22 protein-coding genes are annotated in these 22,877 nt (G+C 59.2%); 12 read left to right on the forward strand and 10 right to left on the reverse strand.

Annotated features, from left to right (window positions below; genetic code table 11):
* Positions 1 to 8: 8 nt before the first annotated feature.
* The gene (locus tag ACR0IY_RS16655; protein WP_480675223.1) at positions 9 to 941 is read left to right on the forward strand and encodes a 2-hydroxyacid dehydrogenase; all 933 of its coding nucleotides are present in this window, start codon (positions 9 to 11) and stop codon (positions 939 to 941) included.
* A 4-nt stretch (positions 942 to 945) separates the two neighbouring features.
* Here the strand turns inward: ACR0IY_RS16655 and ACR0IY_RS16660 are convergent, their stop codons facing one another.
* From ACR0IY_RS16660 to ACR0IY_RS16685, 6 genes are all read right to left on the reverse strand, one after another.
* On the reverse strand, positions 946 to 2,961 hold the full coding sequence (locus ACR0IY_RS16660; protein WP_480675225.1) for a M3 family metallopeptidase: 2,016 nt from the start codon (positions 2,959 to 2,961) through the stop codon (positions 946 to 948).
* A gap of 64 nt (positions 2,962 to 3,025) precedes the next feature.
* The gene (locus ACR0IY_RS16665; RefSeq protein WP_480675227.1) at positions 3,026 to 4,072 is read right to left on the reverse strand and encodes a HesA/MoeB/ThiF family protein; all 1,047 of its coding nucleotides are present in this window, start codon (positions 4,070 to 4,072) and stop codon (positions 3,026 to 3,028) included.
* Complete coding sequence (dut, locus tag ACR0IY_RS16670) at positions 4,072 to 4,530, reverse strand: dUTP diphosphatase (protein WP_480675228.1); 459 nt, start codon at positions 4,528 to 4,530, stop codon at positions 4,072 to 4,074. The genes ACR0IY_RS16665 and dut overlap by 1 nt, the downstream gene beginning before the upstream one ends.
* A gap of 12 nt (positions 4,531 to 4,542) precedes the next feature.
* Entirely contained in the window at positions 4,543 to 5,739 is a 1,197-nt protein-coding gene (gene coaBC / locus ACR0IY_RS16675) for a bifunctional phosphopantothenoylcysteine decarboxylase/phosphopantothenate--cysteine ligase CoaBC (protein ID WP_480675230.1), read from the reverse strand.
* 63 nt (positions 5,740 to 5,802) lie between these two features.
* Positions 5,803 to 6,618 carry a ChaN family lipoprotein gene (locus ACR0IY_RS16680; RefSeq protein WP_480675232.1) on the reverse strand — a complete coding sequence of 272 codons (816 nt, stop codon included), beginning with the start codon at positions 6,616 to 6,618 and terminating at the stop codon, positions 5,803 to 5,805.
* Entirely contained in the window at positions 6,615 to 7,493 is an 879-nt protein-coding gene (locus ACR0IY_RS16685) for an RNA polymerase factor sigma-32 (RefSeq protein ID WP_480675233.1), read from the reverse strand. Before ACR0IY_RS16685 ends, ACR0IY_RS16680 begins: the two co-directional genes overlap by 4 nt.
* Before the next feature lie 100 nt (positions 7,494 to 7,593).
* Here ACR0IY_RS16685 and cobU point away from each other — a divergent pair, with 100 nt between their 5' ends.
* The 4 genes from cobU to ACR0IY_RS16705 are packed head-to-tail and all read left to right on the forward strand — an operon-like array spanning position 7,594 to position 11,193.
* Positions 7,594 to 8,115, forward strand: coding sequence for a bifunctional adenosylcobinamide kinase/adenosylcobinamide-phosphate guanylyltransferase (gene cobU / locus ACR0IY_RS16690; protein WP_480675235.1), 522 nt, complete (start codon positions 7,594 to 7,596; stop codon positions 8,113 to 8,115).
* Entirely contained in the window at positions 8,112 to 8,690 is a 579-nt protein-coding gene (locus ACR0IY_RS16695) for a histidine phosphatase family protein (protein ID WP_480675237.1), read from the forward strand. The genes cobU and ACR0IY_RS16695 overlap by 4 nt, the downstream gene beginning before the upstream one ends.
* A gap of 58 nt (positions 8,691 to 8,748) precedes the next feature.
* Positions 8,749 to 9,633 (forward strand): glutathione S-transferase N-terminal domain-containing protein, encoded by an 885-nt coding sequence (locus ACR0IY_RS16700; protein WP_480675239.1) that lies wholly within the window; start codon positions 8,749 to 8,751, stop codon positions 9,631 to 9,633.
* Positions 9,634 to 9,678: 45 nt separating this feature from the next.
* Positions 9,679 to 11,193, forward strand: coding sequence for a YifB family Mg chelatase-like AAA ATPase (locus ACR0IY_RS16705; protein WP_480675241.1), 1,515 nt, complete (start codon positions 9,679 to 9,681; stop codon positions 11,191 to 11,193).
* Here ACR0IY_RS16705 and gshB read toward each other — a convergent pair.
* The 3 genes from gshB to rsmI all read right to left on the reverse strand — a co-directional run bounded on the left by gshB (position 11,190) and on the right by rsmI (position 13,414).
* Entirely contained in the window at positions 11,190 to 12,122 is a 933-nt protein-coding gene (gshB, locus tag ACR0IY_RS16710) for a glutathione synthase (protein WP_480675243.1), read from the reverse strand. The two genes, ACR0IY_RS16705 and gshB, sit on opposite strands and share 4 nt — an antisense overlap.
* Before the next feature lie 61 nt (positions 12,123 to 12,183).
* Entirely contained in the window at positions 12,184 to 12,555 is a 372-nt protein-coding gene (locus ACR0IY_RS16715; protein WP_480675245.1) for a YraN family protein, read from the reverse strand.
* A gap of 1 nt (position 12,556) precedes the next feature.
* Entirely contained in the window at positions 12,557 to 13,414 is an 858-nt protein-coding gene (rsmI, locus tag ACR0IY_RS16720) for a 16S rRNA (cytidine(1402)-2'-O)-methyltransferase (RefSeq protein WP_480675247.1), read from the reverse strand.
* Positions 13,415 to 13,502: 88 nt separating this feature from the next.
* Here rsmI and ACR0IY_RS16725 point away from each other — a divergent pair, with 88 nt between their 5' ends.
* The 3 genes from ACR0IY_RS16725 to murJ are packed head-to-tail and all read left to right on the forward strand — an operon-like array spanning position 13,503 to position 18,992.
* Positions 13,503 to 14,675: a penicillin-binding protein activator gene (locus tag ACR0IY_RS16725; protein ID WP_480675249.1), complete on the forward strand. Its 1,173-nt coding sequence runs from the start codon at positions 13,503 to 13,505 to the stop codon at positions 14,673 to 14,675.
* On the forward strand, positions 14,635 to 17,454 hold the full coding sequence (locus ACR0IY_RS16730) for a [protein-PII] uridylyltransferase (protein WP_480675251.1): 2,820 nt from the start codon (positions 14,635 to 14,637) through the stop codon (positions 17,452 to 17,454). The genes ACR0IY_RS16725 and ACR0IY_RS16730 overlap by 41 nt, the downstream gene beginning before the upstream one ends.
* Positions 17,451 to 18,992 (forward strand): murein biosynthesis integral membrane protein MurJ, encoded by a 1,542-nt coding sequence (gene murJ / locus ACR0IY_RS16735; RefSeq protein WP_480675253.1) that lies wholly within the window; start codon positions 17,451 to 17,453, stop codon positions 18,990 to 18,992. Before ACR0IY_RS16730 ends, murJ begins: the two co-directional genes overlap by 4 nt.
* Here murJ and ACR0IY_RS16740 read toward each other — a convergent pair whose 3' ends face one another.
* On the reverse strand, positions 18,993 to 19,679 hold the full coding sequence (locus ACR0IY_RS16740; protein ID WP_480675255.1) for a rhomboid family intramembrane serine protease: 687 nt from the start codon (positions 19,677 to 19,679) through the stop codon (positions 18,993 to 18,995).
* An 86-nt stretch (positions 19,680 to 19,765) separates the two neighbouring features.
* Between ACR0IY_RS16740 and trpS the strand changes: the two genes are divergently transcribed.
* The 4 genes from trpS (at position 19,766) to ACR0IY_RS16760 (ending at position 22,841) form a co-directional block, all read left to right on the forward strand.
* Positions 19,766 to 20,794, forward strand: coding sequence for a tryptophan--tRNA ligase (trpS, locus tag ACR0IY_RS16745; RefSeq protein ID WP_480675257.1), 1,029 nt, complete (start codon positions 19,766 to 19,768; stop codon positions 20,792 to 20,794).
* A 58-nt stretch (positions 20,795 to 20,852) separates the two neighbouring features.
* Positions 20,853 to 21,716, forward strand: a complete 864-nt coding sequence (locus ACR0IY_RS16750; RefSeq protein WP_480675259.1) for a branched-chain amino acid aminotransferase — start codon at positions 20,853 to 20,855, stop codon at positions 21,714 to 21,716.
* 66 nt (positions 21,717 to 21,782) lie between these two features.
* The gene (locus ACR0IY_RS16755; RefSeq protein WP_209195306.1) at positions 21,783 to 22,238 is read left to right on the forward strand and encodes a universal stress protein; all 456 of its coding nucleotides are present in this window, start codon (positions 21,783 to 21,785) and stop codon (positions 22,236 to 22,238) included.
* A 9-nt stretch (positions 22,239 to 22,247) separates the two neighbouring features.
* Positions 22,248 to 22,841, forward strand: a complete 594-nt coding sequence (locus ACR0IY_RS16760) for a DsbA family protein (protein ID WP_480675262.1) — start codon at positions 22,248 to 22,250, stop codon at positions 22,839 to 22,841.
* The last annotated feature ends 36 nt before the right edge of the window (positions 22,842 to 22,877 follow it).

A 22,877-nucleotide genomic window follows, 5' to 3' on the forward strand; every position in this document is an offset into this window, starting at 1 on the left:
GGCTGCCCATGCCCGTGAACGTCTTGTTTTCCGCGCGCCCTGCTCTGTGGCCCGTGTACGAACCCTTGTTGACCAAGGGCCTGACAGACGCCGCGGTAGATTTTCATCTGACCAATGATCTCCAACCGGATCAGGTGGATTACGTCGTTTATGCCCCGGATGGTGGGCTACTGGACTTCACGCCTTATACACAGTTGAAGGCGGTACTCAGCCTGTGGGCAGGAGTTGAGAAGATTGCAGGCAATGAAACCCTGACCGCACCACTGGCGCGGATGGTCGATCACGGGTTGACGCAGGGTATGATCGAATGGGTGGTAGGCCACGTGCTGCGCTATCATCTTGGGATAGACCGCCACATCACCGTTCAGGACGGTATCTGGACCCCTGACGCCCCGCCGCTTGCGCCCGAGCGTCGGGTTTGCGTGCTGGGACTGGGTGCATTGGGCGAAGCTTGCGCCCGTGCTTTGGCATCCTTGGGTTTTGCGGTCACCGGCTGGAGCCGCACGGCCAAAGACATTCCAGATGTGACCTGCCTGCATGGTGAAGACGGGCTGCGCCAGGCGTTGTCGCAGGCAGATATTCTGGTTCTTCTGCTGCCAAATACACCGGCGACGGAAAACACTCTGAACACCGAAACGCTGGCGCTGCTGACCAAAGGTGCCTGCATCATCAATCCTGGGCGCGGGCCTCTGATTGACGACGATGCCCTGCTGACCGCGTTGAATTCTGGTCAGGTCGGCCACGCTACACTGGATGTGTTCCGGGTAGAGCCATTGCCGCCCGAGCACCCATATTGGGCGCACCCGAATGTGACGGTAACCCCGCATATCGCCTCAGAAACCCGCCCCGAAACAGCAGCACAGGTGGTTTGCGACAACATCCGCCGAGGTGAGGCGGGCGAACCCTTCCTGCACCTCGTCGATCGGGGTTTGGGCTACTGACCGCTCAGGCAGCGATCAGCCCGCGCCCTTTCAGCAATGCCTCAACCCCCGGCAACCGACCCCGGAATGCCAGGTAAAGCTCCTCGGCCTCACGCGAGCCGCCGGTGGACAGGATGTTGTCCTCCAGCGCTTTGGCACGCTCCGGATCAAATGCACCCCCCGCTTCTTCGAAGGCGGCGAAGGCATCAGCATCCATGACCTCGGACCACATGTAGCTGTAGTAGGCTGAGCTATAGCCGTCGCCCGCAAACACATGGGCGAAATGTGGGGTTGCATGACGCATGCCGATGGCCTGCGGCATTCCGATTTCCGCCAAGACCTCAGCCTGTTTGACCATCGGATCGGACGGAGCTGCACCATCGTGAAACGCCAAATCAACCAAAGCCGAGGCAACGTATTCGACCGTCTGGAACCCTTGGTCGAAATTTGCCGCTTTTAGAACCTTCTCAAGCATGTTCTGCGGCATTGGCTCATCGGTATCGGCATGCGTTGCAAACTCGGCCAGAACTTCGGGCACTTCCAGCCAGTGCTCGTACAGTTGGCTGGGCAATTCCACGAAATCACGCGCCACGCTGGTGCCCGAGATACTCTCATACGTCACGTTGGACAGCATCTGATGTAGGGCATGGCCGAATTCATGAAACAGGGTCCGCGCGTCGTCATAAGACAAAAGTGCCGGATCGCCCTTGGCAAAATTGCAGACATTGATCACGACCGGGGCCTGCACCTTGGGAAACTTGGCCTGCGACCGCATTGCGCTGCACCATGCGCCCGACCGCTTGGAACCGCGTGCGAAGTAGTCGCCGATGAACACTGCAATGTGTTGCCCGTTTCGCGTCACCTCCCACGCCCTGCAGTCAGGATGATAGAGCGGTACATCCAACGGAGCGAACTCCAACCCGAACAGCCGGTTTGCACAGGCAAATGACGCCTCGATCATACGATCCAGTTGCAGGTAGGGCTTCAGCGCGGCCTCATCCAGATCGTGTTCGGCCTTGCGGCGTTTTTCTGCATAATAGCGCCAGTCCCACGCTTCCAGAGGCCCGTTGACTCCGTCCTCTTGCATCATTTGCGTCAGAATTTCAGCATCCGCATCCGCCCGTGTTTTAGCCGGTTCCCAGACCTGCATCAGCAGATCGCGTACCTTGTCAGGGGTGCGGGCCATTTCGGTTTCCAGTTTATAATCGGCAAAGCTGTCGTATCCCAACAGGCGTGCACGTTCCTCGCGCAATTTTAGGATTTCAGCGGCAATTTCGCGATTATCCGTCTCGCCCCCGTTAGCACCGCGCGCTGTCCAGGCGCGGTACGCCGTTTCCCGCAGGTCCCGACGTGGCGAGAATTGAAGGAATGGCACAATAAGCGAGCGCGACAGAGTTACGACAGGCCCGTCCGCCCCCTTTTCCGCACCCGCTGCCCGTGCGGACGCCACCACGAATTCTGGCAGCCCCTCCAGATCGTTCTCGGACAGGTCCATGAACCAATCGCGTTCATCCGCCAGCAGGTTCTGGGTGAACGATGTACCCAACGAGGCCAGCCGAGCCTTGATCGCCTGCATACGCGTGTCATCGCCGCCTTCAAGCGCAGCACCTGCACGAACAAAGCCGCGATGGGACAGCATCAGCACGCGAGCCTGTTCCTCGGTCAGGTTAAGTTCGTCCTTGCGGGTCCAAAGATCGGCAACCCTGCGAAACAGCGCTTTGTTCGACGAAATGCCCGAAAAATGCGTCGACAGTTTGGGCGAGAAGTCACGTTGCAATTCCTCGCGCGCCGGGTTGCTGTCTGCTCCGGCGACAGTAAAGAAGACTGACAACACCTTGTCCAACTGCTCTCCGGCAGCCTCCAAAGCCTCGATCGTATTGGCAAAGGTGGGTGCGTCTGGATTGGAAGCAATCGCGTCAATCTCGGCGTTATGGGCCTGCATCGCCTGTTCCAATGCAGGTGAGAAATCGTCGTCCGATATATTAGCAAAAGGGGCGATTTCGAAAGGCGTGGTCCAGGGGGACAGGATCGGATTTGTCATTACGGTCTCCTTTGACCACTGAACTAGGAATGGCGGTCGAAATGATCCAGTGCCATTGGCGGTTTTACTGCTGGTTTCCGCAAACGGGGCAATCCGAACGCCTGGACAGCGCAATCTTGCGGCTTTCGCCATATAGCGCGTCGTAGATCAGCATCTCGCCGCGCAGGGCTTGTCCAGCCCCGGTGATCACCTTGATCGCCTCAACCGCCATCATCGAACCAACCACACCGGGCAGAGGGCCGATAACTCCCGCCTCGGCGCAGGACGGGGCCAATCCGGGGGCGGGGGCCTCGGGGAAGATACACTGGTAACACGGCGCTTCATTGACTGGGTCGAAAACGCTCAGCTGGCCTTCCCACTGTGACAATGCCCCCGAGATCAGCGGTTTGCCCAGCGCGACCGCCGTCCTGTTGGCCAGATAGCGGGTGTCGAAATTGTCTGTACCATCGAGGATCAAATCAAAATCGGCAAACAGGTCAGTGGCGATCTCGTCGGTCAGGCGTCGGTGGTAAGGCAAAACGGTGACGTTGGGGTTCTGCGCCTGCATGGCCTGTTGCGCCGAAAAGACCTTGGGCATTCCGATATCGGCGTCGCGGTGGATCACTTGACGTTGCAGGTTGGCATTCTCCACGTCATCGTCATCGATCACACCAATGGTGCCGACACCTGCAGCGGCCAGATACTGTAACGCCGGGGCACCCAGCCCGCCTGCCCCAACGACCAGAACCCGCGCCCGCTTCATCTTTTTCTGTCCCGGTCCGCCCAGCTCACGCAGGACGATGTGTCGGGCGTAGCGGTCAAGTTCTGTCTCGGAAAACTGGTCGGACGGCATCGCGGGCTCCTCGGGGGTGGCTGGTGCGGCGCGATTTCGCAACGCCTTGAGCATGCGCCCATAAACCAAAACCACCACTACTGAGCCAGCCAATATCAGCCACACCGCAGCAGAGCCGCCGGTCGCCTCACGCAAGGGATGCCCATCGGGTAGGAGGAGTTGCGCAATGATAACGCCCAACAGCAGCACCGCAACCGAGGTCATGCGTGCCGATCTGGAAACCCCGGCTAGATAACCGATGCCCCACAGGCCCGCGGCAAGGATCAGAATCAGCAGCATCAGCCGCGCCCGGTCGAGCCGAACCCACCGGCGCCACGCGCCGTATCGCTAAGCGCATCTACCTGTTCGAACTTGGCCTGCACAACCGGGGCAACAACCAACTGGGCGATGCGTTCACCATGGGTGACCTCGAACGGTTCTTGCCCGGCGTTCAACACAATCACGCCCAGCGGACCGCGATAATCACTGTCAATTGTGCCCGGCGTATTCGGCAGGGTGATCCCGTGTTTCAGGGCCAGGCCCGAGCGGGGCCGCACCTGTACCTCGAACCCATGCGGAATTTCGATACGCAATCCGGTGGGCACCAAAGCGCGCTGACCGGGTTCGAGCGTGATCGGTTCGCCACCCGGCAGGTTCGCACGTACATCCGCACCGGCAGCCCCGGCTGTTTCGTAGGATGGCATCGGAATCGACGGGTCGAAACCATCCTCACGGATCACACGAATTGCAACCATCATTGTTCCTCTTGTTCAGCTGGTCAGCGCGGCGGCAATCTTTGAGGCCAGACGATCGGCCACCGCATCCTTACCCATGCGCGGCCATTCCTCGGCCCCCGCCTCCGTGATCAGGATCACTGCATTCTCGGATCCGCCCATGATGCCAGTCGCCGGGCTGACGTCATTGGCCACGATCCAATCGCAGCCCTTTCGCCCCCTTTTGGCAGTGGCGTGTTCGATCACGTTATCCGTCTCGGCGGCAAAGCCGACAACCAAAGCCGGGCGTCCGGTTTCCATTTGCGAGACGCGTTTCAGGATGTCGGGATTTTCGGCAAATTCCAGCGCCGGCATCCCGTCACGGCTTTTCTTCAGCTTCTTGTTTGACGCACTGGTCACCCGCCAATCGGCCACTGCCGCGGCAAAGACACCTGCATCAACAGGCAATGCCGCATCCACAGCATCGGACATTTGTTGGGCGGTTTCGACGGGCACAACATTCACCCCGCCCGGCGGCGACACTTCTGCCGGTCCTGTCACGAACACCACCTCGGCCCCCAGCGCCGCCAGCGCTCGTGCCACTGCGGCCCCCTGCGCCCCGGACGAGCGGTTGGCGATGTACCGCACGGGATCAATCGGTTCGTGGGTCGGCCCGGAGGTTACAAGAATTCGCTTGCCTTTGAGCGGACCGTCGCTCAGGTCCGCCTCGATGGCTGCGACAATCTCAAGCGGTTCGGACATGCGGCCCGGACCGAATTCGCCACAGGCCATATCGCCTTCGTTGGGGCCGACAAAGTGGATACCATCGGCTTGCAATTGTTTCAGGTTGCGCTGTGTTGCCGGATGATCCCACATACGAACATTCATCGCGGGCGCGCACAGAACCGGCGTATCCGTCGCCATCAGCAGAGTCGAGGCCAGATCGTTGGCCAGCCCGCCGGCCATTTTGCCAATCATGTCGGCAGTGGCAGGCGCCACGACAACCAGATCAGCAGACCGTGATAGCTGGATATGACCCATCTCGGCCTCGTCTGTCAGATCGAACATATCACGATATACTTTCTCGCCAGCCAGGGCCGACACCGACAGCGGGGTCACGAATTCCTCGGCCGCGCGGGTCAGAACCGGTGTCACGGTCGCGCCGCGTTCCTTCAGGCGCCGGATCAGATCCAGTGATTTATAGGCCGCAATTCCACCGCCAATGATCAGCAGAATGCGTTTCGATGCCAGCATGATGTGCCCTTCCCGTCCCGGTCGGTCCCGACATTAGGCAAGCGGGCCGGACAGTTCCAGCAGTTAATTCTGCGTTTCAAAAGCCAAGCATGGGTCTTCGCGCTCGATCGAAGGACTATCGACCACGGCATCGAACTCTCCTTCGACAATGCCATCTTCGGATTGCCCCAGTGCGAATACTTTCAGCCCCGGGCTCAGCCTCGACAGAAAGGTTGGAATCCCTCGGTCCTTGCGCGCATGGCCATTACCGGTGATGACGGCAACCGGCCCGCCCGTTTCCTTCTGGGCCCGCAGAATGGCCCGCGCCAGAACCGCATCGCGCAGGCGTTGAATGGCCACCAGCTGAGGCAGGGCGCTTTCGGGGATCGCATTGCAATGCGCGGCCAGTTGATCGGCTTCGCGTGCGGCTTGCTCGTCGGTGGGCAATGGCACGGTCAACCCGAAGCGTGCGGCATCCGCGCCCATAACCGTCGCCGCCCCGCGCTCCATCGCGGCGCGGGCAGCTTTACGCGGAACCATGGCTCCGTAAACCGGCGCATCCGAAGCCTCAAAAACTGGGTAGTACATGCTGAGTGGCGGCCAGCCTGATTCAAGCCATTCCAGAATGCGCGCCAATTCTTCGGGATCGGATACAGCCTTGTCGGCAAGGCGCTGCGCGCCTTCCTCGGTCACCATTTCCCACACGACAGCCGAGGGTTTGATGGATTCCAATGCCTCAGCCTGAATGACATGGTGCTGAGGGTTGTCATGGACTTCCCCCAAAATGACGACATCCGCAGAGGTCATCGCATCGGTTATGTCACCAGATATCAGGTCATCCGCCCAACCGGGCCTGACCGTAACCGCAAGTGCACACAGCAGAATCGCAATCTGTCTCATGCGATGAAGTGTTGCACCTCTCGCGATTGGGCTTCAAGGTTCTTACGCATTTTCACAAAGGCCGCTGCCTCAAGCTGGCGCACGCGCTCCTTGGACAGGCCAAGTTCCTGCCCCAGGCTTTCAAGCGTCCGCGCCGGTTCGCGAAGCTTTCGTTCGCGCACGATAAAGCGCTCGCGGTCGTTCAACGCCCGCATAGCCGTAACCAGCCATTCGCGCAGCTGCTCAGTGTCATGACTGTTTTCGACCATTTCAGCGGCCTGTTCCCGCTCGTCTTCCAGCGCATCAATCCACTCGCGCCCGTCTTCGTCCGCCGACTGGATCGCGTTCAGAGAGAAATCAGACCCCGAGAGGCGACCCTCCATCATTTCCACGTCGCGCAGGGGCACACCAATTTCAGCGGCAATCATTTGGTGAAGTTGGTGGCGATCCAAATCCATTCCGTCTGTCGCAGCTTCACGTTCCAGCCGTGCTTGAACTCGGCGCATGTTGAAAAACAGCGATTTTTGCGAAGACGTCGACCCGGTTCGTACCATCGACCAGTTGCGCATGACGTAGTCCTGAATGCTGGCCTTGATCCACCAGACCGCATAGGTGGAAAAGCGCACCCCACGGTCGGGATCGAACTTATCCGCCGCTTTCATCAGGCCTAGCCCAGCCTCCTGGATCAGGTCGTTCATAGACGCGCCATAGCGTTTGAATTTGGCCGCCATCGAAATCGCCAGCCGCATATAAGCCGTGATCAGCCGGTGCAGAGCCTGTTCGTCACGGTCGTCGCGCCAGGCATATGCCAGTTTCAATTCGGTTTCCGCGTCCAGCAATTCGGCTTTCATAGCTTGCCGGGACATCGAAAAATCACTCGCATTGTCCAGTGCCATGGAAATCTCCCCTTTTCACAGGCGCGGCCCGGTCTTGCCATGCCGTCCTGAGGTCGATACGCAGAACAAAACCGGGTGGATCACCAGAAAGGTAATTATCGTGTGGCCGGATTTAACCTTTGTGCTGGGCGGCGCGGCCTCGGGGAAGTCAGCATTTGCTGAACAACTTGTTGTTTCATCAGGAAAAAATCGAACATATATCGCCACATCACAAGTGTTTGATGATGAGATGCGCAACAAGGTTGATCGGCATTTATCCCAACGCGGAGAAGGCTGGACTACGATCGAAGCCCCCTTTGATCTTCACCCTGCATTGGGTGGTTTGACACCGGATGATATCTGCCTGATCGACTGCGCAACCATGTGGCTGACCAACCATCTGCTGGCCGAAGACGATTTGGAACAGGCTCAGACCGCCTTGTTGAACGCGCTGCAATCCTGCCGCGCGCCGGTTATCATTGTCTCGAACGAGGTCGGCCATGGGATCGTTCCTGACAATGTCCTGTCCCGTCGGTTCCGCGAGGCGCAGGGGCGCTTGAACATCGCGCTGGCAGCGCAGGCCGATCTGGTTGTACAGGTCACCGCCGGGCTGCCGGTAGTGTTGAAAGGGCAGTTGCCGTGACCCGCCTGCACCTTGTCCGCCACGGGCCGACTCATGCCAAAACCATGGTCGGCTGGTCCGATCTGCCTGCGGACCTCAGCGATCACGCCGCGATTGCGCGGCTGCACGAACACCTGCCAACAGAGGCATTGGTTATTTCATCTGATTTATCCCGCGCGGTCGATACTGCCTCGGCTATTCAGGGTACGCGTCAACGCCTGCCCCATCATCCGAACCTGCGCGAAATTCACTTCGGCACATGGGAACTTCGAGCTCACCAAGAGATTGAGGCCGAAGACCCCGAATTGGCGTTCGCCTATTGGGACAATCCCGGTGACGTGCGCCCGCCCAACGGCGAAAGCTGGAACGATGTCCGGACCCGTGTCGATACCGTAATTGACGAGTTGATTGCTGAGCATACAGGCTGCGATCTGGTCATCGTGGCACATTTCGGTGTGATCCTGACACAGGTCCAGCGTGCGCTCGGCGTTGATGCGCAAGAAGCGCTGAGCCATCGGATCGATAACCTCTCGGTCACTGATATCACCCATCACGCAGACCGCTGGTCGGTGGGTCAGATCAATCACCGTCCGTGATTATACCCCGCACAAATAACTGATTTACTGAACGGTTCCGTCGCGCCATCGTAGTGGCATGACCTATGATCTGTTTATCGGTGACCGCCTGTTTTCCAGCTGGTCCATGCGCGGCTCGCTGATGCTGGAAAAGTTCGGCCTGCCCTATCGAACTCACATGATCGGCCTCTATTCCGGGACGATGGCGGAGGATATGAAACCTCTGGCTCCGGCACGTCTTGTACCGGCCTTGCGCCTGCCCGATGGCACCGTTGTCGGCGAAAGTCTGGCTATGGCAGAGACGCTCGCCGAGCTACATCCCGACGCCGGGTTGTGGCCCGCAGATGCCTCCGCCCGCGCAACCGCACGGTGGTTATGCGCGGAAATGGTGGCCGGGTTCACGGCGCTGCGCGCGCAATGCCCTATGCAGTTGAAATACTGTTGGAAGGGCTTTGATCCGTCCTCCGAGACCCGTGCTGATCTGCAACGAATCGAGGATCTGTGGGCCCATGCCCGCGCCATTTCCGATGCATCATCCGGCCCGTTGTTCGGGACCTATTCCTTGGCGGACGTATTCTATACTCCGGTTGCCGCGCGGATCATCGGATATGGATTGCCGGTATCCGATGCAAGCCGGGATTACTGCCTTCAATTGCTTTCAGATACACCAGTGCGGCAATGGCGCGCGATGGGGCTGACCACTCAGTATGAGCCGTTTCCATACGCATTGGATTTGCCGCCAGACCCCTGGCCCATCGGCGGCGCAACCAAGGCCAGACCCGTCGAAGGCACCGCTTCGGTCAACGACTTCTGCCCGTATTCCGGCGAACCGGTTTCGCACGTTTTGGAACTGGAGGGTCAACGCTGGGGGTTCTGCAACCCATTCTGCCGCGACAAAACCGTCGCAGACCCGGGCGCATGGCCAAAATTCTCTGCAATGATTGATGCCGTTAACGAATCTTAAACCGCAACCGTGGCAGCAACGACCTGTTAACCAAAAAGGTCGTTCATGGTCGCCCGCGCCCACACTGTTGCATTCCAAGGGGTTGATGCCCGCCCGGTCGAGGTGCAATGCGCCGTATCGCCGGGTCTGCCCGCCTTTTCCATCGTCGGCCTGCCCGACAAGGCCGTGTCCGAAGCGCGCGACCGTGTCCGCAGCGCACTGAGTTCGATGGCTATCGCTCTGCCGTCGAAACGGATCACCATCAATCTGTCCCCTGCCGACTTGCCGAAAGAGGGCAGCCATTTTGATCTGCCCATCGCCGTCGCATTGCTGACCGCGCTTGAAATCATCCCGCCGGATGCTGCCGAAGGTGTGGTATCGCTGGGGGAGTTGTCTCTGGACGGGTCACTGGTGCCGGTGGTCGGTGCGCTGCCAGCCGCCATGACCGCAGCCGCCGAGGATCGCGCACTGCTCTGCCCCCACGCCTCGAGCGCCGAGGCTGCGTGGGTCGACGCTACGCAGGTGATAGGCGCTGGGTCTTTGGGCGATGTGGTGCGCCATTTCTCGGGCCAATCACCCCTGCCAGCTGCGCAGCCGGGCGAGGTCAATCTTGCTCCCAGCGCGCGCGATCTGCGTGACGTGAAAGGACAGGAACGAGCGAAACGCGCGTTAGAGATCGCGGCGGCCGGTCGCCATCACCTGATCATGATCGGCACGCCCGGGTCGGGCAAATCCATGCTCGCCGCGCGCTTGCCCGGAATCCTGCCGCCGCTCACGCCAACCGAAGCACTTGAAACATCGATGATACAATCCCTGTGTGGCTTGCTGGACGAAGGCGGCATCAGCCGCAATCGCCCATTTCGTGAACCGCACCACACGGCTTCGATGGCGGCAATCGTCGGCGGCGGAAAGGGGGCCAAACCAGGTGAGATTTCGCTGGCCCATAACGGCGTTCTTTTTATGGACGAGTTCCCCGAGTTTCCGCGCACGGTTCTGGAAACTTTACGTCAGCCCATCGAGACCGGAGAGGTTATGGTCGCCCGCGCCAACGCCCACGTTAAATACCCCTGCCGCTTCATGCTGGTGGCCGCCGCCAACCCGTGCAAATGTGGGTATCTGACCGATCCCGCCCGCGCCTGTTCCCGCGCACCTGTCTGCGGTGAAGATTATCTGGGCCGCATCTCGGGGCCGTTGATGGACCGGTTCGATTTGCGAATCGAGGTGCCACCGGTCGGGTTCACCGACCTTGACCTGCCGCCATCGGGCGACAGTTCCGCCACTGTCGCAGCCCGCGTCGAGCAGGCCCGCGCCATTCAGGCTGACCGGTTTCGCGACACGCCTGCAACCCGCCAGAATGCCGACGTCGAAGGCAATATGCTGGAGGAAATCGCCGCGCCGGACACGGAAGGGCGGGAATTGCTGTTAAAAGCAGCCGAGCGTTTTGGCCTGTCGGCGCGCGCCTTTCACCGGATCCTGCGGGTAGCGCGTACGATTGCCGATTTGGAGGACACACCGGATGTCCGGCGGCACCACGTGGCCGAGGCGCTGAGCTTTCGCATCAGTGCCAAAGCTGCCTCTTAAAACTTGGCCTCAATCGCCTGCCAAATTTTTTCAGCGATATTCACTCCGTCGAACCGCTCCAATTCCTGAATGCCCGTTGGTGAAGTGACATTAATTTCAGTCAGATAGTCGCCGATCACGTCGATCCCGACAAAAATCTGACCCTTTTCCTTCAACAGAGGGCCAATAGCAGCGCAAATCTCCATGTCACGATCCGACAGGCCTATTTTCTCTGGCCGCCCACCGACATGCATGTTTGAACGCGTCTCACCCTTGGCCGGCACGCGATTGATCGCACCCACGGCTTCTCCGTCGACCAGAATCACGCGCTTGTCGCCATTACTGACATCGGGCAGGAATTTCTGAACGATGAGAGGCTCACGAGAGAATCCGGTGAACAGCTCGTGCAGCGACGTCAGGTTGCGGTCATTTGCATCCAAACGGAACACACCTGCGCCGCCATTGCCGTAGAGCGGTTTCAGAATGACGTCGCCATGCTTTTCCTTGAAGGCTTTGATGGTCTGCAAATCGCGCGCAATGGTCGTAGGCGGCGTCAGGTCGGGGAAATCCAGCACCAGCAGCTTTTCTGGATAGTTCCGCACCCAGAACGGGTCGTTAACCACCAAAACCTGCCCGTTGAGACGGTCCAGCAGATGAGTCGATGTGATGTAGTGCATGTCGAACGGTGGGTCCTGACGCAGCCAGATCACATCAAATTCTGACAGATCAACTTCGCGTTCTGGGCCCAGTTCCGCCGGGTTACCCGCCACGCGCTGCACTGTCATATCGTGGCCCCGTGCCGTGATCCGCCCTTCCTGATAGGCCAGTTGGTCGGGGCTGTAGAAAAACAGCGCGTGCCCACGCGCCTGAGCCTCTTCGGCCAGACGGAACGAGCTGTCAGCATTGATATCCACGGCCCCGATCGGGTCCATCTGAAAGGCGATTTTCATGGCGTGTCCCTCAGTTTCATGCCCGATACATGGCCCAGCAAGACCAAGGGTTCAATGGGGATCAGCCCTGACCAAAAGCGTTTTCGATGATTTGAACTGCCCCTGTTGCATCGACCAGCGCCGCGTCAAACCGCGCATTGGTCAATTGACCGTTCGGCTCTGTTTCCAGAAATTGTGCAGCAGAGGTGTAAATCCTGTCCATCTGCCGACGATTGATCCGGGCTGCCGCACGTTCGAAACTGGTGCTTTTCTTGACCTCGATAAAGACGACCCCGTCCGCGCCGCGCACGATCAGATCGATTTCACCCCCTGCCGCACGCCAGCGTCGATGCGCGATTGAATACCCTCGCTTTTCATACTCAACCGCAACCTGCTGTTCCGCCGCTTGCCCGGCATGATAAGAAACCGAACTTCGGACGGATCGCGCTGACATGTTATTCCTTTCCCAGCTTCAGAGCCTTTTGGTAGATCGGTCGGCGCGGCAGCTTGTACATCTGAGACACCAGATCCGCCGCGTCCCGCACCGAATGGGTTTCCAATGCCCGTTTCAATGCCTCTTCTATGTCAGAATCGTTAACGGTTTCCGAATGGCCGCGGTCCACCAGCAGCACGATCTCACCTTTGACGGTCTGCCCTTGCAAATTGGTGGCCAGTTCACCCAAAGGCCCGCGCCGAACCTCTTCGAATTTCTTAGTCAATTCGCGGCACATCGCGGCTTGCCGGTCCGCGCCCAGAACCTCGGCCAGATCCGCCAGGCAGGCCGCCACGCGTTTTGGCGATTCGTAGAACACCAATGTGCCGGGTACGTCCCGCAACGCTTCGATCCGCGACCGGCGTGCCCCCTTTGCGTTGGGCAGAAAGCCTGCAAAAAAGAAGGCATCCGTCGGCAGGCCCGCCAGGGTCAGTGCCATCAGTGCGGCTGACGGACCCGGCGCACAGGTCACGATATGCCCAGCCTCCGCCGCCTGACGCCCCAGGTCATAACCCGGATCAGCGATCAGAGGCATTCCGGCCTCGGACGCATAAGCAACCGACTTGCCTTCGGCCAAGGCATCCAGAATCTTTCCGCGTGCACCCGCTCCGCTATGATCGTGATAGGCTAGTATGCGCCGCCCCTCGAGCGGGACGCCATGAATCTCCATCAACCGGCGCAGGCTGCGGGTATCTTCAGCGGCGATCACGTCGGCCGAGGCCAACACATCCAGCGCCCTGAGCGTAATATCGCGTGCCGTGCCGATCGGAGTGGCAACAAAATACAGGCCGGCGCCCAATCTGACTTTTTGGAAATTCAAAGCTGGACCCTCACAGCATGACGTTTATTATCGCGGCCTAATAGATTGGCGGTATCCCAAGCCGCTGGGACAGGGAGTTTTCATTTAGATGTTTACTGTTTGCAAGCCCGTTCGCAAACTGGCGAAATCCGCCGCCGTACTGGCCACTGCGGCCTTTTTGGCAGCCTGTGAAACTGGTGGCATTGGCGGAGGGCCGTCGATCAACACCTCGGAACCTGTTCCTGTCGCGCTGCTGGTGCCTGCGGGCTCGGGTAATTCCGGCGACGCCGAGTTGGCGCGAAGCCTGGAAAACGCCGCCCGTCTGGCTATGGCCGACCTGCAAAACGTGCAGATTGATCTACGTGTGTACGACACCCGAGGCAATTCGAACACAGCCACAGCGGTCGCACAGCAGGCTGTTGCAGATGGGGCGAAGATCATTCTTGGTCCGGTTTATGCCCAGGCAGCAAATTCCGCAGGTCTGGCCGTGCTGAGCAACAACGTCAATGTCCTCTCGTTTTCCAACAACACCAGCATCGCGGGTGGCAACGTGTTTGTGCTTGGCCCCACTTTCGACAACACCGCCAACCGGCTGGTGAACTTCGCGGGATCGCGGGGCAAGACCAACATGGTTATCGTCCACAGCAACGACGCCGCCGGGCAGCTGGGTCAGTCCGCCATTGCCAATGCACTAAACAGCAGCCGGGTGAACAATGCCGGTACGGTCGGGTATGACCGCTCGCAACAAGGCGTCATCAATTCGGTTCCGACGATCAAGGCAACCGTGGATGCGTCGGGCGCAGATTCCCTTTTCCTGACCGCCACCACCGCCGGAGCGCTGCCGCTGTATACACAATTGCTGCCCGAGGCAGGCGTGTCACCGTCAACCACGCAGTTTATCGGCCTCACACGCTGGGACATCCCGCCCCAAACGCTTGATCTGCCAGGTGTGCAGGGTGGGTGGTTCGCATTACCCGATCCCTCCAAAGCGCAGGCGTATCGTCAGCGGTACAACAATACCTATGGGGAAGCCCCGCACCCGATCAGCGGTTTGGCTTATGACGGTATTGCTGCGATTGCTGCGCTGGTCAGCCAAGGTAAAGCCAATGCACTGACGGCTTCGGCACTGACCCAGAACGCCGGTTTCCAGGGTGTTGGCGGCATCTTCCGCCTGCGCTCGAACGGCACGAATGAACGCGGTCTGGCTGTGGCCACGATCCAGAATAAACAGGTAGTAGTGATTGACCCTGCCCCACAAAGCTTCGCCGGTGCCGGTTTCTGATCTACCGGCGCTGACGCTTGCCCCCAAGGGTGAGCTGATCTGCCCGGCCGATGAAATATTCGACAGCGCTGCTGTCATGGCACAGCTGGCGGCGGCCTTCGACGAGACCTCGGACAATGCCGCGCGGCGGCATGAAACCGTTCGGATTTTGCGTGATGTCCAAAAAGCAGGTCGAAAGGCCATTGCTGACGCTTTTGCCAAGCGCCCATTTGACGCGCGACCGCTGACCCATTCTTACACCTTTTTGACCGACGGGCTGGTCCAAACCGCGATGAAAGTGGCCAGCGAAGATTTGCACCCGCTGGCAACGCCGACGCAGGGCGAAAAGATCGCGGTTCTGGCGGTGGGTGGATACGGGCGCGGGGAAATGGCACCTTCTTCGGATGTCGATCTGCTGTTCCTGACCCCCTATAAGATCACTGCCTGGGCCGAGAGCGTCATCGAATCCATGCTGTATATGCTGTGGGATTTGCGGCTGAAGGTCGGTCATTCCTCACGTACCATCAAGGATTGCCTGCGCCTTGGGGCCGAAGATTTCACCATCCGTACCGCAATGATGGAGCAACGTTATCTGGCAGGTGATACAGATCTAGCGGCCGAGCTGGAGGGGCGGCTCAAGGCCGATCTGTTCAAAGGCAGTGAACGGCAGTTTATCGAAGCCAAGCTACAGGAACGCGACGAGCGTCACCACAAACAGGGTGAACGCTATATGGTCGAGCCCAACGTCAAAGAGGGCAAAGGTGGGTTGCGCGATCTGCAGTCGCTCTACTGGATCGCAAAATACATCTACAGCGTTCAGGATGTGGCAGAGCTGGTGCCACTAGGGCTGTTCACGCAGGAAGAGTTCAACACGTTCAAACAGGCCGAGGATTTCCTCTGGGCGGTCCGCTCGCACCTGCATCTGGTGACAGGACGCGCGACCGAACAATTGACCTTTGACCTTCAGGTCGAGGTGGCCGACCGCATGGGCTATGAGGATCGGGCCGGTCGTCGCGCCGTAGAAGTGTTCATGCAGCGCTATTTCCGCGAGGCAACCCGCGTCGGAGAGCTGACCCGCATTTTTCTGACCAAGCTGGAAGCCTCGCATATGAAGGGCGAGGCCCTGCTTGAACGGATATTCCGCCGCCGTCCCAAGGTTAAACCGGGCTACAAGGTCGTGCATGGCCGTCTGGATGTGGCCGACTCGGACAAGTTCCTGGCTGACAAACTGAATCTGCTGCGCCTGTTCGAAGAAGGGCTGCGCACCGGCATGCTGATCCATCCCGACGCCATGCTGCTGGTCACTGCCAATCTGGATTTGATCGACGATGACATGCGCGACAACAAAGAAGCCCGCCGTATCTTCCTTGATCTGATGTTGAAACACGGCAACCCCGAACGCGCCCTGCGCCGGATGAACGAATTGGGTGTTCTCTCGGCCTTTCTGCCCGAGTTCGAACACATCGTCGCGATGATGCAGTTCAACATGTACCACAGCTATACGGTGGACGAGCATACCATCCAGTGCATCGTCAATCTGGCGCAGATTGAGCGCGGCGAACTGGTTGAATCGCTGCCTCTGGCGTCGTCGATCCTGAAACGCGGGGTCAATCGCAAGGTGTTGTATGTCGCCCTGTTGATCCATGACATCGCCAAGGGACGGCCCGAGGATCACTCGATCTTAGGCGCACAGATGGCCCGCAAGATCGCGCCTCGGCTGGGCTTGAACAAATCGGATTCGGAAACCGTGGAATGGCTGGTGCGCTATCACCTGCTGATGTCCGATATGGCGCAGAAACGCGATATTTCGGACCCGCGTACGGTGCGCGATTTCGCCAAGGCGGTGAAAACGGTCAAGCGGCTGGACCTGCTGACGGTCCTGACGGTCTGCGACATTCGCGGGGTAGGTCCGAATACGTGGAACAACTGGAAAGCCACCCTGCTGCGCGCCTTGCACGCCGAAACCAAACGCGCTCTGGAAACCGGTATGGAAGACCTCAACCGCGCCAATCGTGGTGCCGAGGCAAAAAAGGCGTTGCGGGCCGAGTTGTCGGATTGGTCCAAATCTGACCTCAAGGCCGAAACCGGGCGGCACTATGCCCCCTATTGGCAGGGCCTGAACCTATCGACCCATGTGGAATTTGCGGAAATGTTGCAGACGCTGGAAAATAGCGGCGATCCGGGCGGGATGGAAATTCGCCTGCACCCGGACGAGGACCGCGATGCCACCCGCGCCTGTTTCGCGATGGGCGACCATCCCGGAATCTTTGCGCGCATCGCAGGCGCTCTGGCGCTGGTCGGGGCCAACGTGGTGGACGCGCGCAGCTACACCACTAAAGACGGCTTCGTGACCGATGCTTTCTGGATACAGGACGCCGAGGGCCACCCGTTCGAAGCCAGCCGCCTACCGCGCCTGACTCAGATGATCCACAAAACGCTCAAGGGCGAAGTTGTGGCCCGCGACGCGCTGAAGTCCCGCGACAAAATCAAGAAACGCGAACGCGCATTCAACGTGCCGACGCATATCACCTTCGATAATGACGGGTCTGAGATTTACACGATCATCGAGGTTGATACCCGCGACCGGCCAGGGCTGCTTTATGATCTGACCCGTACTCTGGCTGCAGCGAATGTCTATATCGCCAATGCAGTGATTGCGACCTATGGCGAACAGGTGGTCGACACGTTCTATGTCAAGGACATGTTCGGCCTGAAGTACTATTCGGAAAGCAAGCAGCGCACGCTTGAAACCAAGTTGCGCAGTGCGATCACCGAAGGCGCAGAGCGCGCGGCCTCATGAAGCAGATCCGGTTGTTTTCAGGCCTGTTCACGGTCGGGTTCTGGACTCTGACCAGCCGGATATTAGGCTTTTTGCGGGAAATCCTGCTGACCGCCTATATCGGGCCGGGCCCGGTGATGGATGCGTTTGTTGCCGCATTTCGCCTGCCCAACATGTTCCGCCGGTTCTTCGCAGAAGGCGCGTTCAACGCCGCCTTTGTGCCGATGTTCTCGAAACGTCTTGAGGGTGAGGAAAACGCCGTCGGCTTCGCACAAGATGCGTTTAACCTTTTGGCTGTGGCCGTGCTGGCTTTGGTCGGGCTGGCGATGGTGTTTATGCCCGGACTGGTCTGGATCACCGCCGAAGGGTTCTATGGCGATGAACGGTTCGATCTGGCAGTGGATTACGGGTACGTTGTCTTTCCCTATATCCTGTTCATGTCGCTGGCAGCGCTGTTTTCCGGTGTTCTGAACGCCACCGGACGCTTTGCCGCAGCCGCAGCCGCGCCTGTTTTGCTGAACATCTTTGCCTGCACGGCCCTCATCGCAGGGGCAATAGCAGGCGGTGAGGTCATCCGTTGGCTGATCGCCGTGATCCCGCTGGCCGGTGTGGCGCAGCTTGCGTTGGTCTGGATCGCGACCGAGCGAGCCGGCATTCGTATTCGCCCCGGTCTGCCCAAACTCAGCCCCGAGATGCGCCATATGGTCCGCATCGCCGTTCCGGCTGCGTTGGCTATGGGGGTCACGCAGGTCAATCTGGTGGTGGGGCAATTGGTAGCCTCGAAAACCGAAAAAGCTGTCAGCTGGCTTTTTGCCGCAGACCGGCTGTACCAACTGCCCTTGGGCGTAGTGGGTATTGCCGTTGGCATAGTGTTACTGCCCGATCTGTCACGGCGTCTGCGCGCGGGCGACAAGAACGGCGCCCGCAACGCCTTTTCCCGTGCCGGAGAGTTCACGCTGTTGCTGACCATCCCATCAACCGTTGCCTTTGTCGTCCTGCCCAACCCTCTGGTCTCGGTTCTGTTCGAACGCGGCCAATTCAGTGCCGAGGATACGGCAGCCACCGCTCTAGCCGTGGCGATCTACGGCATCGGTCTGCCTGCTTTTATGTTGCAGAAACTGCTGCAACCGCTGTTTTTCGCCCGCGAAAATACCCGCTCTCCCTTCCACTATGCTGTGGTTGCGATGATCGTGAATGCCGGGTTGGCCTTTGGCCTATTTCCGCTGGTAGGATGGATCGCACCTGCCATTGCGGCCTCGGTCGCGGGCTGGGTCATGGTTGGGCTGCTGGTCCTTGGCGCGCGGCGCATGGGAGAAGAAGCCCGCTTTGACGATCGGTTCAAGCGGCGGGCATGGCGCATTGTGGCGGCCTCGCTGGGAATGGGGGTCGTCCTTTATGCCGCCATTCACTTGTTTGGCTGGGCGTTCCAGATGTCCGGCTGGCGCTATCTGGCGCTGATCATTCTGATCAAGGTTGCGGCGGCCACCTATTTCTTCCTTGGTCACCTGTTCGGGGCGTTTGAGGTCTCTGAGTTCAAAAAGGCCCTGCGGCGGTCGTGATCAGTCGCGACGAATGCGCCCGACAATCCGCGCCCATCCACCCGGAGCCACAATAAAGGAAAGCCCGAACCCGGTGGCAAAACCGCCCAGATCGGCCACCCAGTCGGACGTGCCGCCAAACAACAGGCCAAACACCAGCTGGATGCCCATTAGAACTGCGATTAGACTGAAGGCGCGGGATTGATTTTCACCGACCAAAGACAATTTGCGCCACAGCAACCAAGTGAAGGCCCCGATCAGACCGTAGACCGGCGGAAACCCTCCGACCAACGGATAGTTCGGGTTCAGCAGTAACGCATAGGCGAGCGCGCCCCCGATGCCAGACAGCACAAAGATCACCAGCATCTGAAACCCGCCAAAGACCTCGGCCACCATCTTGCCCATGGCCAGCACAAAGACACTGACAAAGACAGCCTGTGTAAAACTGCCCGAGACAAACGGATAGGTCACGAAACGAACGACCTGCTCGAACGGCCAGCGCCCGTTCTGTATCATCCAATCGAAGATGTCGGGTGAAAAGGAATAGGTCTGCAACGCATCCAGTCGCCAGCCAATCGCCGACGGCCCGCCGATCAGCCCGCGTGCGCCCAGGGTAAAGGCCAGTTCCACCCCCATTAGGAACAGCACCAACGCCACCACGACGGGCGGCAAAGGGTTCACTGCGGGTGTATAATTCTCACTGCTCATTGGGCTGGCCTTTCGCGGCTGTTGACGTCCCTTGGCCTCATGGGTAAGCGACGGGGGCTGATTTTTCCAGACGGGAGTTCCCTTCGATGACCGAGACCCAGTTCACACCGCGCGTGTTTTCCGGCATCCAGCCGTCGGGAAACCTGCACCTTGGCAACTATCTGGGTGCACTCAAACGGTTTGTGGATATGCAGGGGCCGGATTTCGAGACCATCTATTGCATGGTCGACCTGCACGCGATCACCGTCTGGCAAGACCCGGATCGTCTGCGAGAGAAAACGCGTGAGGTCTGTGCCGGCTTCATCGCCGCCGGCCTGGATCCGGAAAAATCTATCCTGTTCAATCAAAGCCAGGTTGCTGAGCATTCGCAACTGGCCTGGATATTCAACTGTGTCGCCCGGATGGGTTGGATGCAGCGGATGACTCAGTTCAAGGACAAGGCGGGAAAAAACGCACAGAACGCCTCGCTGGGCCTGTTTGCCTACCCGGCTCTGATGGCCGCCGACATCCTGACATATCACGCGACCCACGTGCCGGTGGGCGAGGACCAGAAACAGCATCTGGAACTGACTCGCGACATCGCGATCAAGTTCAACCATGACTATGGCGTGGATTTCTTCCCGGTCACCGAACCGGTGATTGGCGGCCCCGCGCCGCGCGTAATGAACCTGCGTGACGGGACACGCAAAATGTCATCCTCGGACCCGTCGGACATGACCCGGATCAACATGACCGACGATGCCGACGCCATCGCAAAAAAGATTCGCAAGGCCAAGACCGACCCGGATGCCCTGCCTTCGGAAATCGACGGTCTGTCCGAACGTCCCGAAGCCCGCAATTTGGTGAACATTTACGCCGCGCTCAGTGATCAGACCGCCGAGCAGGTTCTGGCCGAAGTCGGTGGCAAACAGTTCGGGGAATTCAAACCTATGCTGGCTGAACTGGCCGTATCGAAACTGTCCCCAATCTCGACCGAGATGGCCCGCCTGATGGGTGAGGAGGCCGAGATTGATCGGATTCTAGCCAAAGGTGCGGAAAAGGCCCGTGCCATTGCCGCCCCGATCCTGCAACAGACCTATGAGATTGTAGGTATGGTCGGCGCGAAACAGGGCTGATTGAGCTGGACGTCACGTCAACGCCTTCCTAGGTTTGCCGAAAGCTTGGGAGGGCATCATGGCAGTCGGCAAGAATATCCGCACCTATTTCGAAGGTCAGTGGCACAACGGGGATGCCCCGATCATGCGCGCGGCCGATCACGGTGCGTGGCTGGGATCGTCCGTTTTCGATGGCGCACGATACTTCAGCGGAATGACCCCCGATCTTACTGCCCATTGCGCCCGCGTGAACCGCTCGGCCGAGGCGCTGATGCTGACCCCGACTGTCACCACCGAACAGATGATCGAGATCATCCGCGAGGGGCTCACCTTTTACGGACCGGACGCTGCCGTCTATATCCGCCCGATGTACTGGGGAATCGACAGCGACGCGACCGCTATTGTCCCGCAGGAAAACAGCACTGGGTTTGCGATCTGTCTGGAAGAGATTCCAATGGCGCCCGAGGCCGCCTCGGTCACGCTGGGCACAACGCGGTTCCGCCGCCCGGTTCTTGAATCCGCTGTGGTCAATGCCAAGGCCGGATGCCTGTACCCCAACAACGCGCGGATGTTGCAAGAGGTGCGCGCCAAGGGGTTTTCGAATGCTCTGGTCGCGGATGCTCTGGGTCATGTGGCGGAAACCGCGACCGCCAATATCTTCATGGTTCGCGACGGAGAGGTCTTCACTCCGACCCCCAATGGCACCTTTCTAGCTGGCATCACCCGCGCGCGTCACATCGAAAACCTGCGCGCCGATGGCGTGACTGTGCACGAATCCATCCTGAGTTTCGAGGATTTCCACAAGGCGGATGAGGTTTTCATGACCGGCAACATGAACAAGATCACGCCGGTCACCGCGCTGGAAGACACACAATTTCAGGTCGGTCCAATCGCCCGTCGTGCGCGCGAGCTGTATTGGGACTGGGCCGCCAGCACCGGCTGATCACTACTCGTGTTGCCAGCGCGCAATTGGTCGGGCATGATCGCCGGAAATGAATGAGGATCCTCCATGCGCAAATTTCTTGTCGTTCTGGATGACAGTCGCGAATGCCTGAACGCTATGCGCTTTGCGGCGATGCGCGCGGCCCATACCGGGGGTGGCGTCACAATCCTGTCGGTCATTCCGCCAGATGAGTTCAACCACTGGATCGGCGTGGCCGAAGTGATGCGTGAAGAAGCGCGCGAACGTATCCATGCCCATTACGAGGTTTTCGCCAAGTGGATGCGCGACAAGCAAGGCGTCGATCCGGAACTGGCGATCCGCGAAGGCGACCCGGTTCCGCAGATCATCGAACATGTTCAGTCCGACCCCGAGATCGGTGTTCTTGTGTTGGGCGCGGGCGTTGAAAAGAAAGGCCCCGGGCCGCTAGTGACGCAGCTGACCAAGAACTCGGGCAGCCTGCCGATCCCGATCACCATCGTTCCCGGCGATCTGAGCAAGGAAAAACTAGAAGAAATAACCTGAGACCCGGCCATGCTCCGCAGCATCCAGTTCTGGTTCGAATTTGCTTCAACGTATTCCTATCTGAGCGCGATGCGAATCGAGGATCTGGCTGCCCAGAACGGTGTCGCAGTTGAGTGGCATCCCTTTTTGCTCGGTCCAATTTTTGCAGCGCAGGGCTGGGACAATTCTCCGTTCAATATCTACCCCGCCAAAGGGCGTTATATGTGGCGCGATATGGAACGGTTGTCCGAACGAAGGGGCCTGCGGTTCAAGCGGCCCGATCCCTTTCCGCAGAATGGCCTAAAAGCCGCACGGCTTGTGCTGGCGATTGATTCCCACCCGCAAAGAGCCGTTTTTGTTCGCGCGGTCTATGCGGCCCAGTTTGTCGATGGCTTGAACATTTCGGATGAAAAGGTTCTGACCGATTGTTTGGATCAGGCCAGCCTGCCCGCAGAGACCCTCGGTCGAATTCAGGACCCTGAGATCAAGTCGGCGCTGATGAATCAGACGAAAACCGCTGAGTCCATGGGGATTTTCGGTGCCCCCAGCTTTCTGGTGGGAAACGAACTGTTTTGGGGGGATGATCGGCTGGATGAGGCAGTGCAACTAGCGGCTGAAATTTAGAATGGTTCCAAATCTTGACTTCCCCGGCACGTACCC

It is taken from the genome of Ruegeria sp. BC1, from assembly GCF_056539305.1.

Coding starts and splice junctions, on each gene's coding strand:
- ACR0IY_RS16655 (WP_480675223.1), top strand. CDS start 9: ATGCCCGTGAACGTCTTGTTTTCCGCGCGCCCTGCTCTGTGGCCCGTG.
- ACR0IY_RS16660 (WP_480675225.1), bottom strand. CDS start 2,961: ATGACAAATCCGATCCTGTCCCCCTGGACCACGCCTTTCGAAATCGCC.
- ACR0IY_RS16665 (WP_480675227.1), bottom strand. CDS start 4,072: ATGCTGCTGATTCTGATCCTTGCCGCGGGCCTGTGGGGCATCGGTTAT.
- dut (WP_480675228.1), bottom strand. CDS start 4,530: ATGATGGTTGCAATTCGTGTGATCCGTGAGGATGGTTTCGACCCGTCG.
- coaBC (WP_480675230.1), bottom strand. CDS start 5,739: ATGCTGGCATCGAAACGCATTCTGCTGATCATTGGCGGTGGAATTGCG.
- ACR0IY_RS16680 (WP_480675232.1), bottom strand. CDS start 6,618: ATGAGACAGATTGCGATTCTGCTGTGTGCACTTGCGGTTACGGTCAGG.
- ACR0IY_RS16685 (WP_480675233.1), bottom strand. CDS start 7,493: ATGGCACTGGACAATGCGAGTGATTTTTCGATGTCCCGGCAAGCTATG.
- ACR0IY_RS16700 (WP_480675239.1), top strand. CDS start 8,749: ATGACCTATGATCTGTTTATCGGTGACCGCCTGTTTTCCAGCTGGTCC.
- ACR0IY_RS16705 (WP_480675241.1), top strand. CDS start 9,679: ATGGTCGCCCGCGCCCACACTGTTGCATTCCAAGGGGTTGATGCCCGC.
- gshB (WP_480675243.1), bottom strand. CDS start 12,122: ATGAAAATCGCCTTTCAGATGGACCCGATCGGGGCCGTGGATATCAAT.
- ACR0IY_RS16715 (WP_480675245.1), bottom strand. CDS start 12,555: ATGTCAGCGCGATCCGTCCGAAGTTCGGTTTCTTATCATGCCGGGCAA.
- ACR0IY_RS16725 (WP_480675249.1), top strand. CDS start 13,503: ATGTTTACTGTTTGCAAGCCCGTTCGCAAACTGGCGAAATCCGCCGCC.
- murJ (WP_480675253.1), top strand. CDS start 17,451: ATGAAGCAGATCCGGTTGTTTTCAGGCCTGTTCACGGTCGGGTTCTGG.
- ACR0IY_RS16740 (WP_480675255.1), bottom strand. CDS start 19,679: ATGAGCAGTGAGAATTATACACCCGCAGTGAACCCTTTGCCGCCCGTC.
- trpS (WP_480675257.1), top strand. CDS start 19,766: ATGACCGAGACCCAGTTCACACCGCGCGTGTTTTCCGGCATCCAGCCG.
- ACR0IY_RS16750 (WP_480675259.1), top strand. CDS start 20,853: ATGGCAGTCGGCAAGAATATCCGCACCTATTTCGAAGGTCAGTGGCAC.
- ACR0IY_RS16755 (WP_209195306.1), top strand. CDS start 21,783: ATGCGCAAATTTCTTGTCGTTCTGGATGACAGTCGCGAATGCCTGAAC.
- ACR0IY_RS16760 (WP_480675262.1), top strand. CDS start 22,248: ATGCTCCGCAGCATCCAGTTCTGGTTCGAATTTGCTTCAACGTATTCC.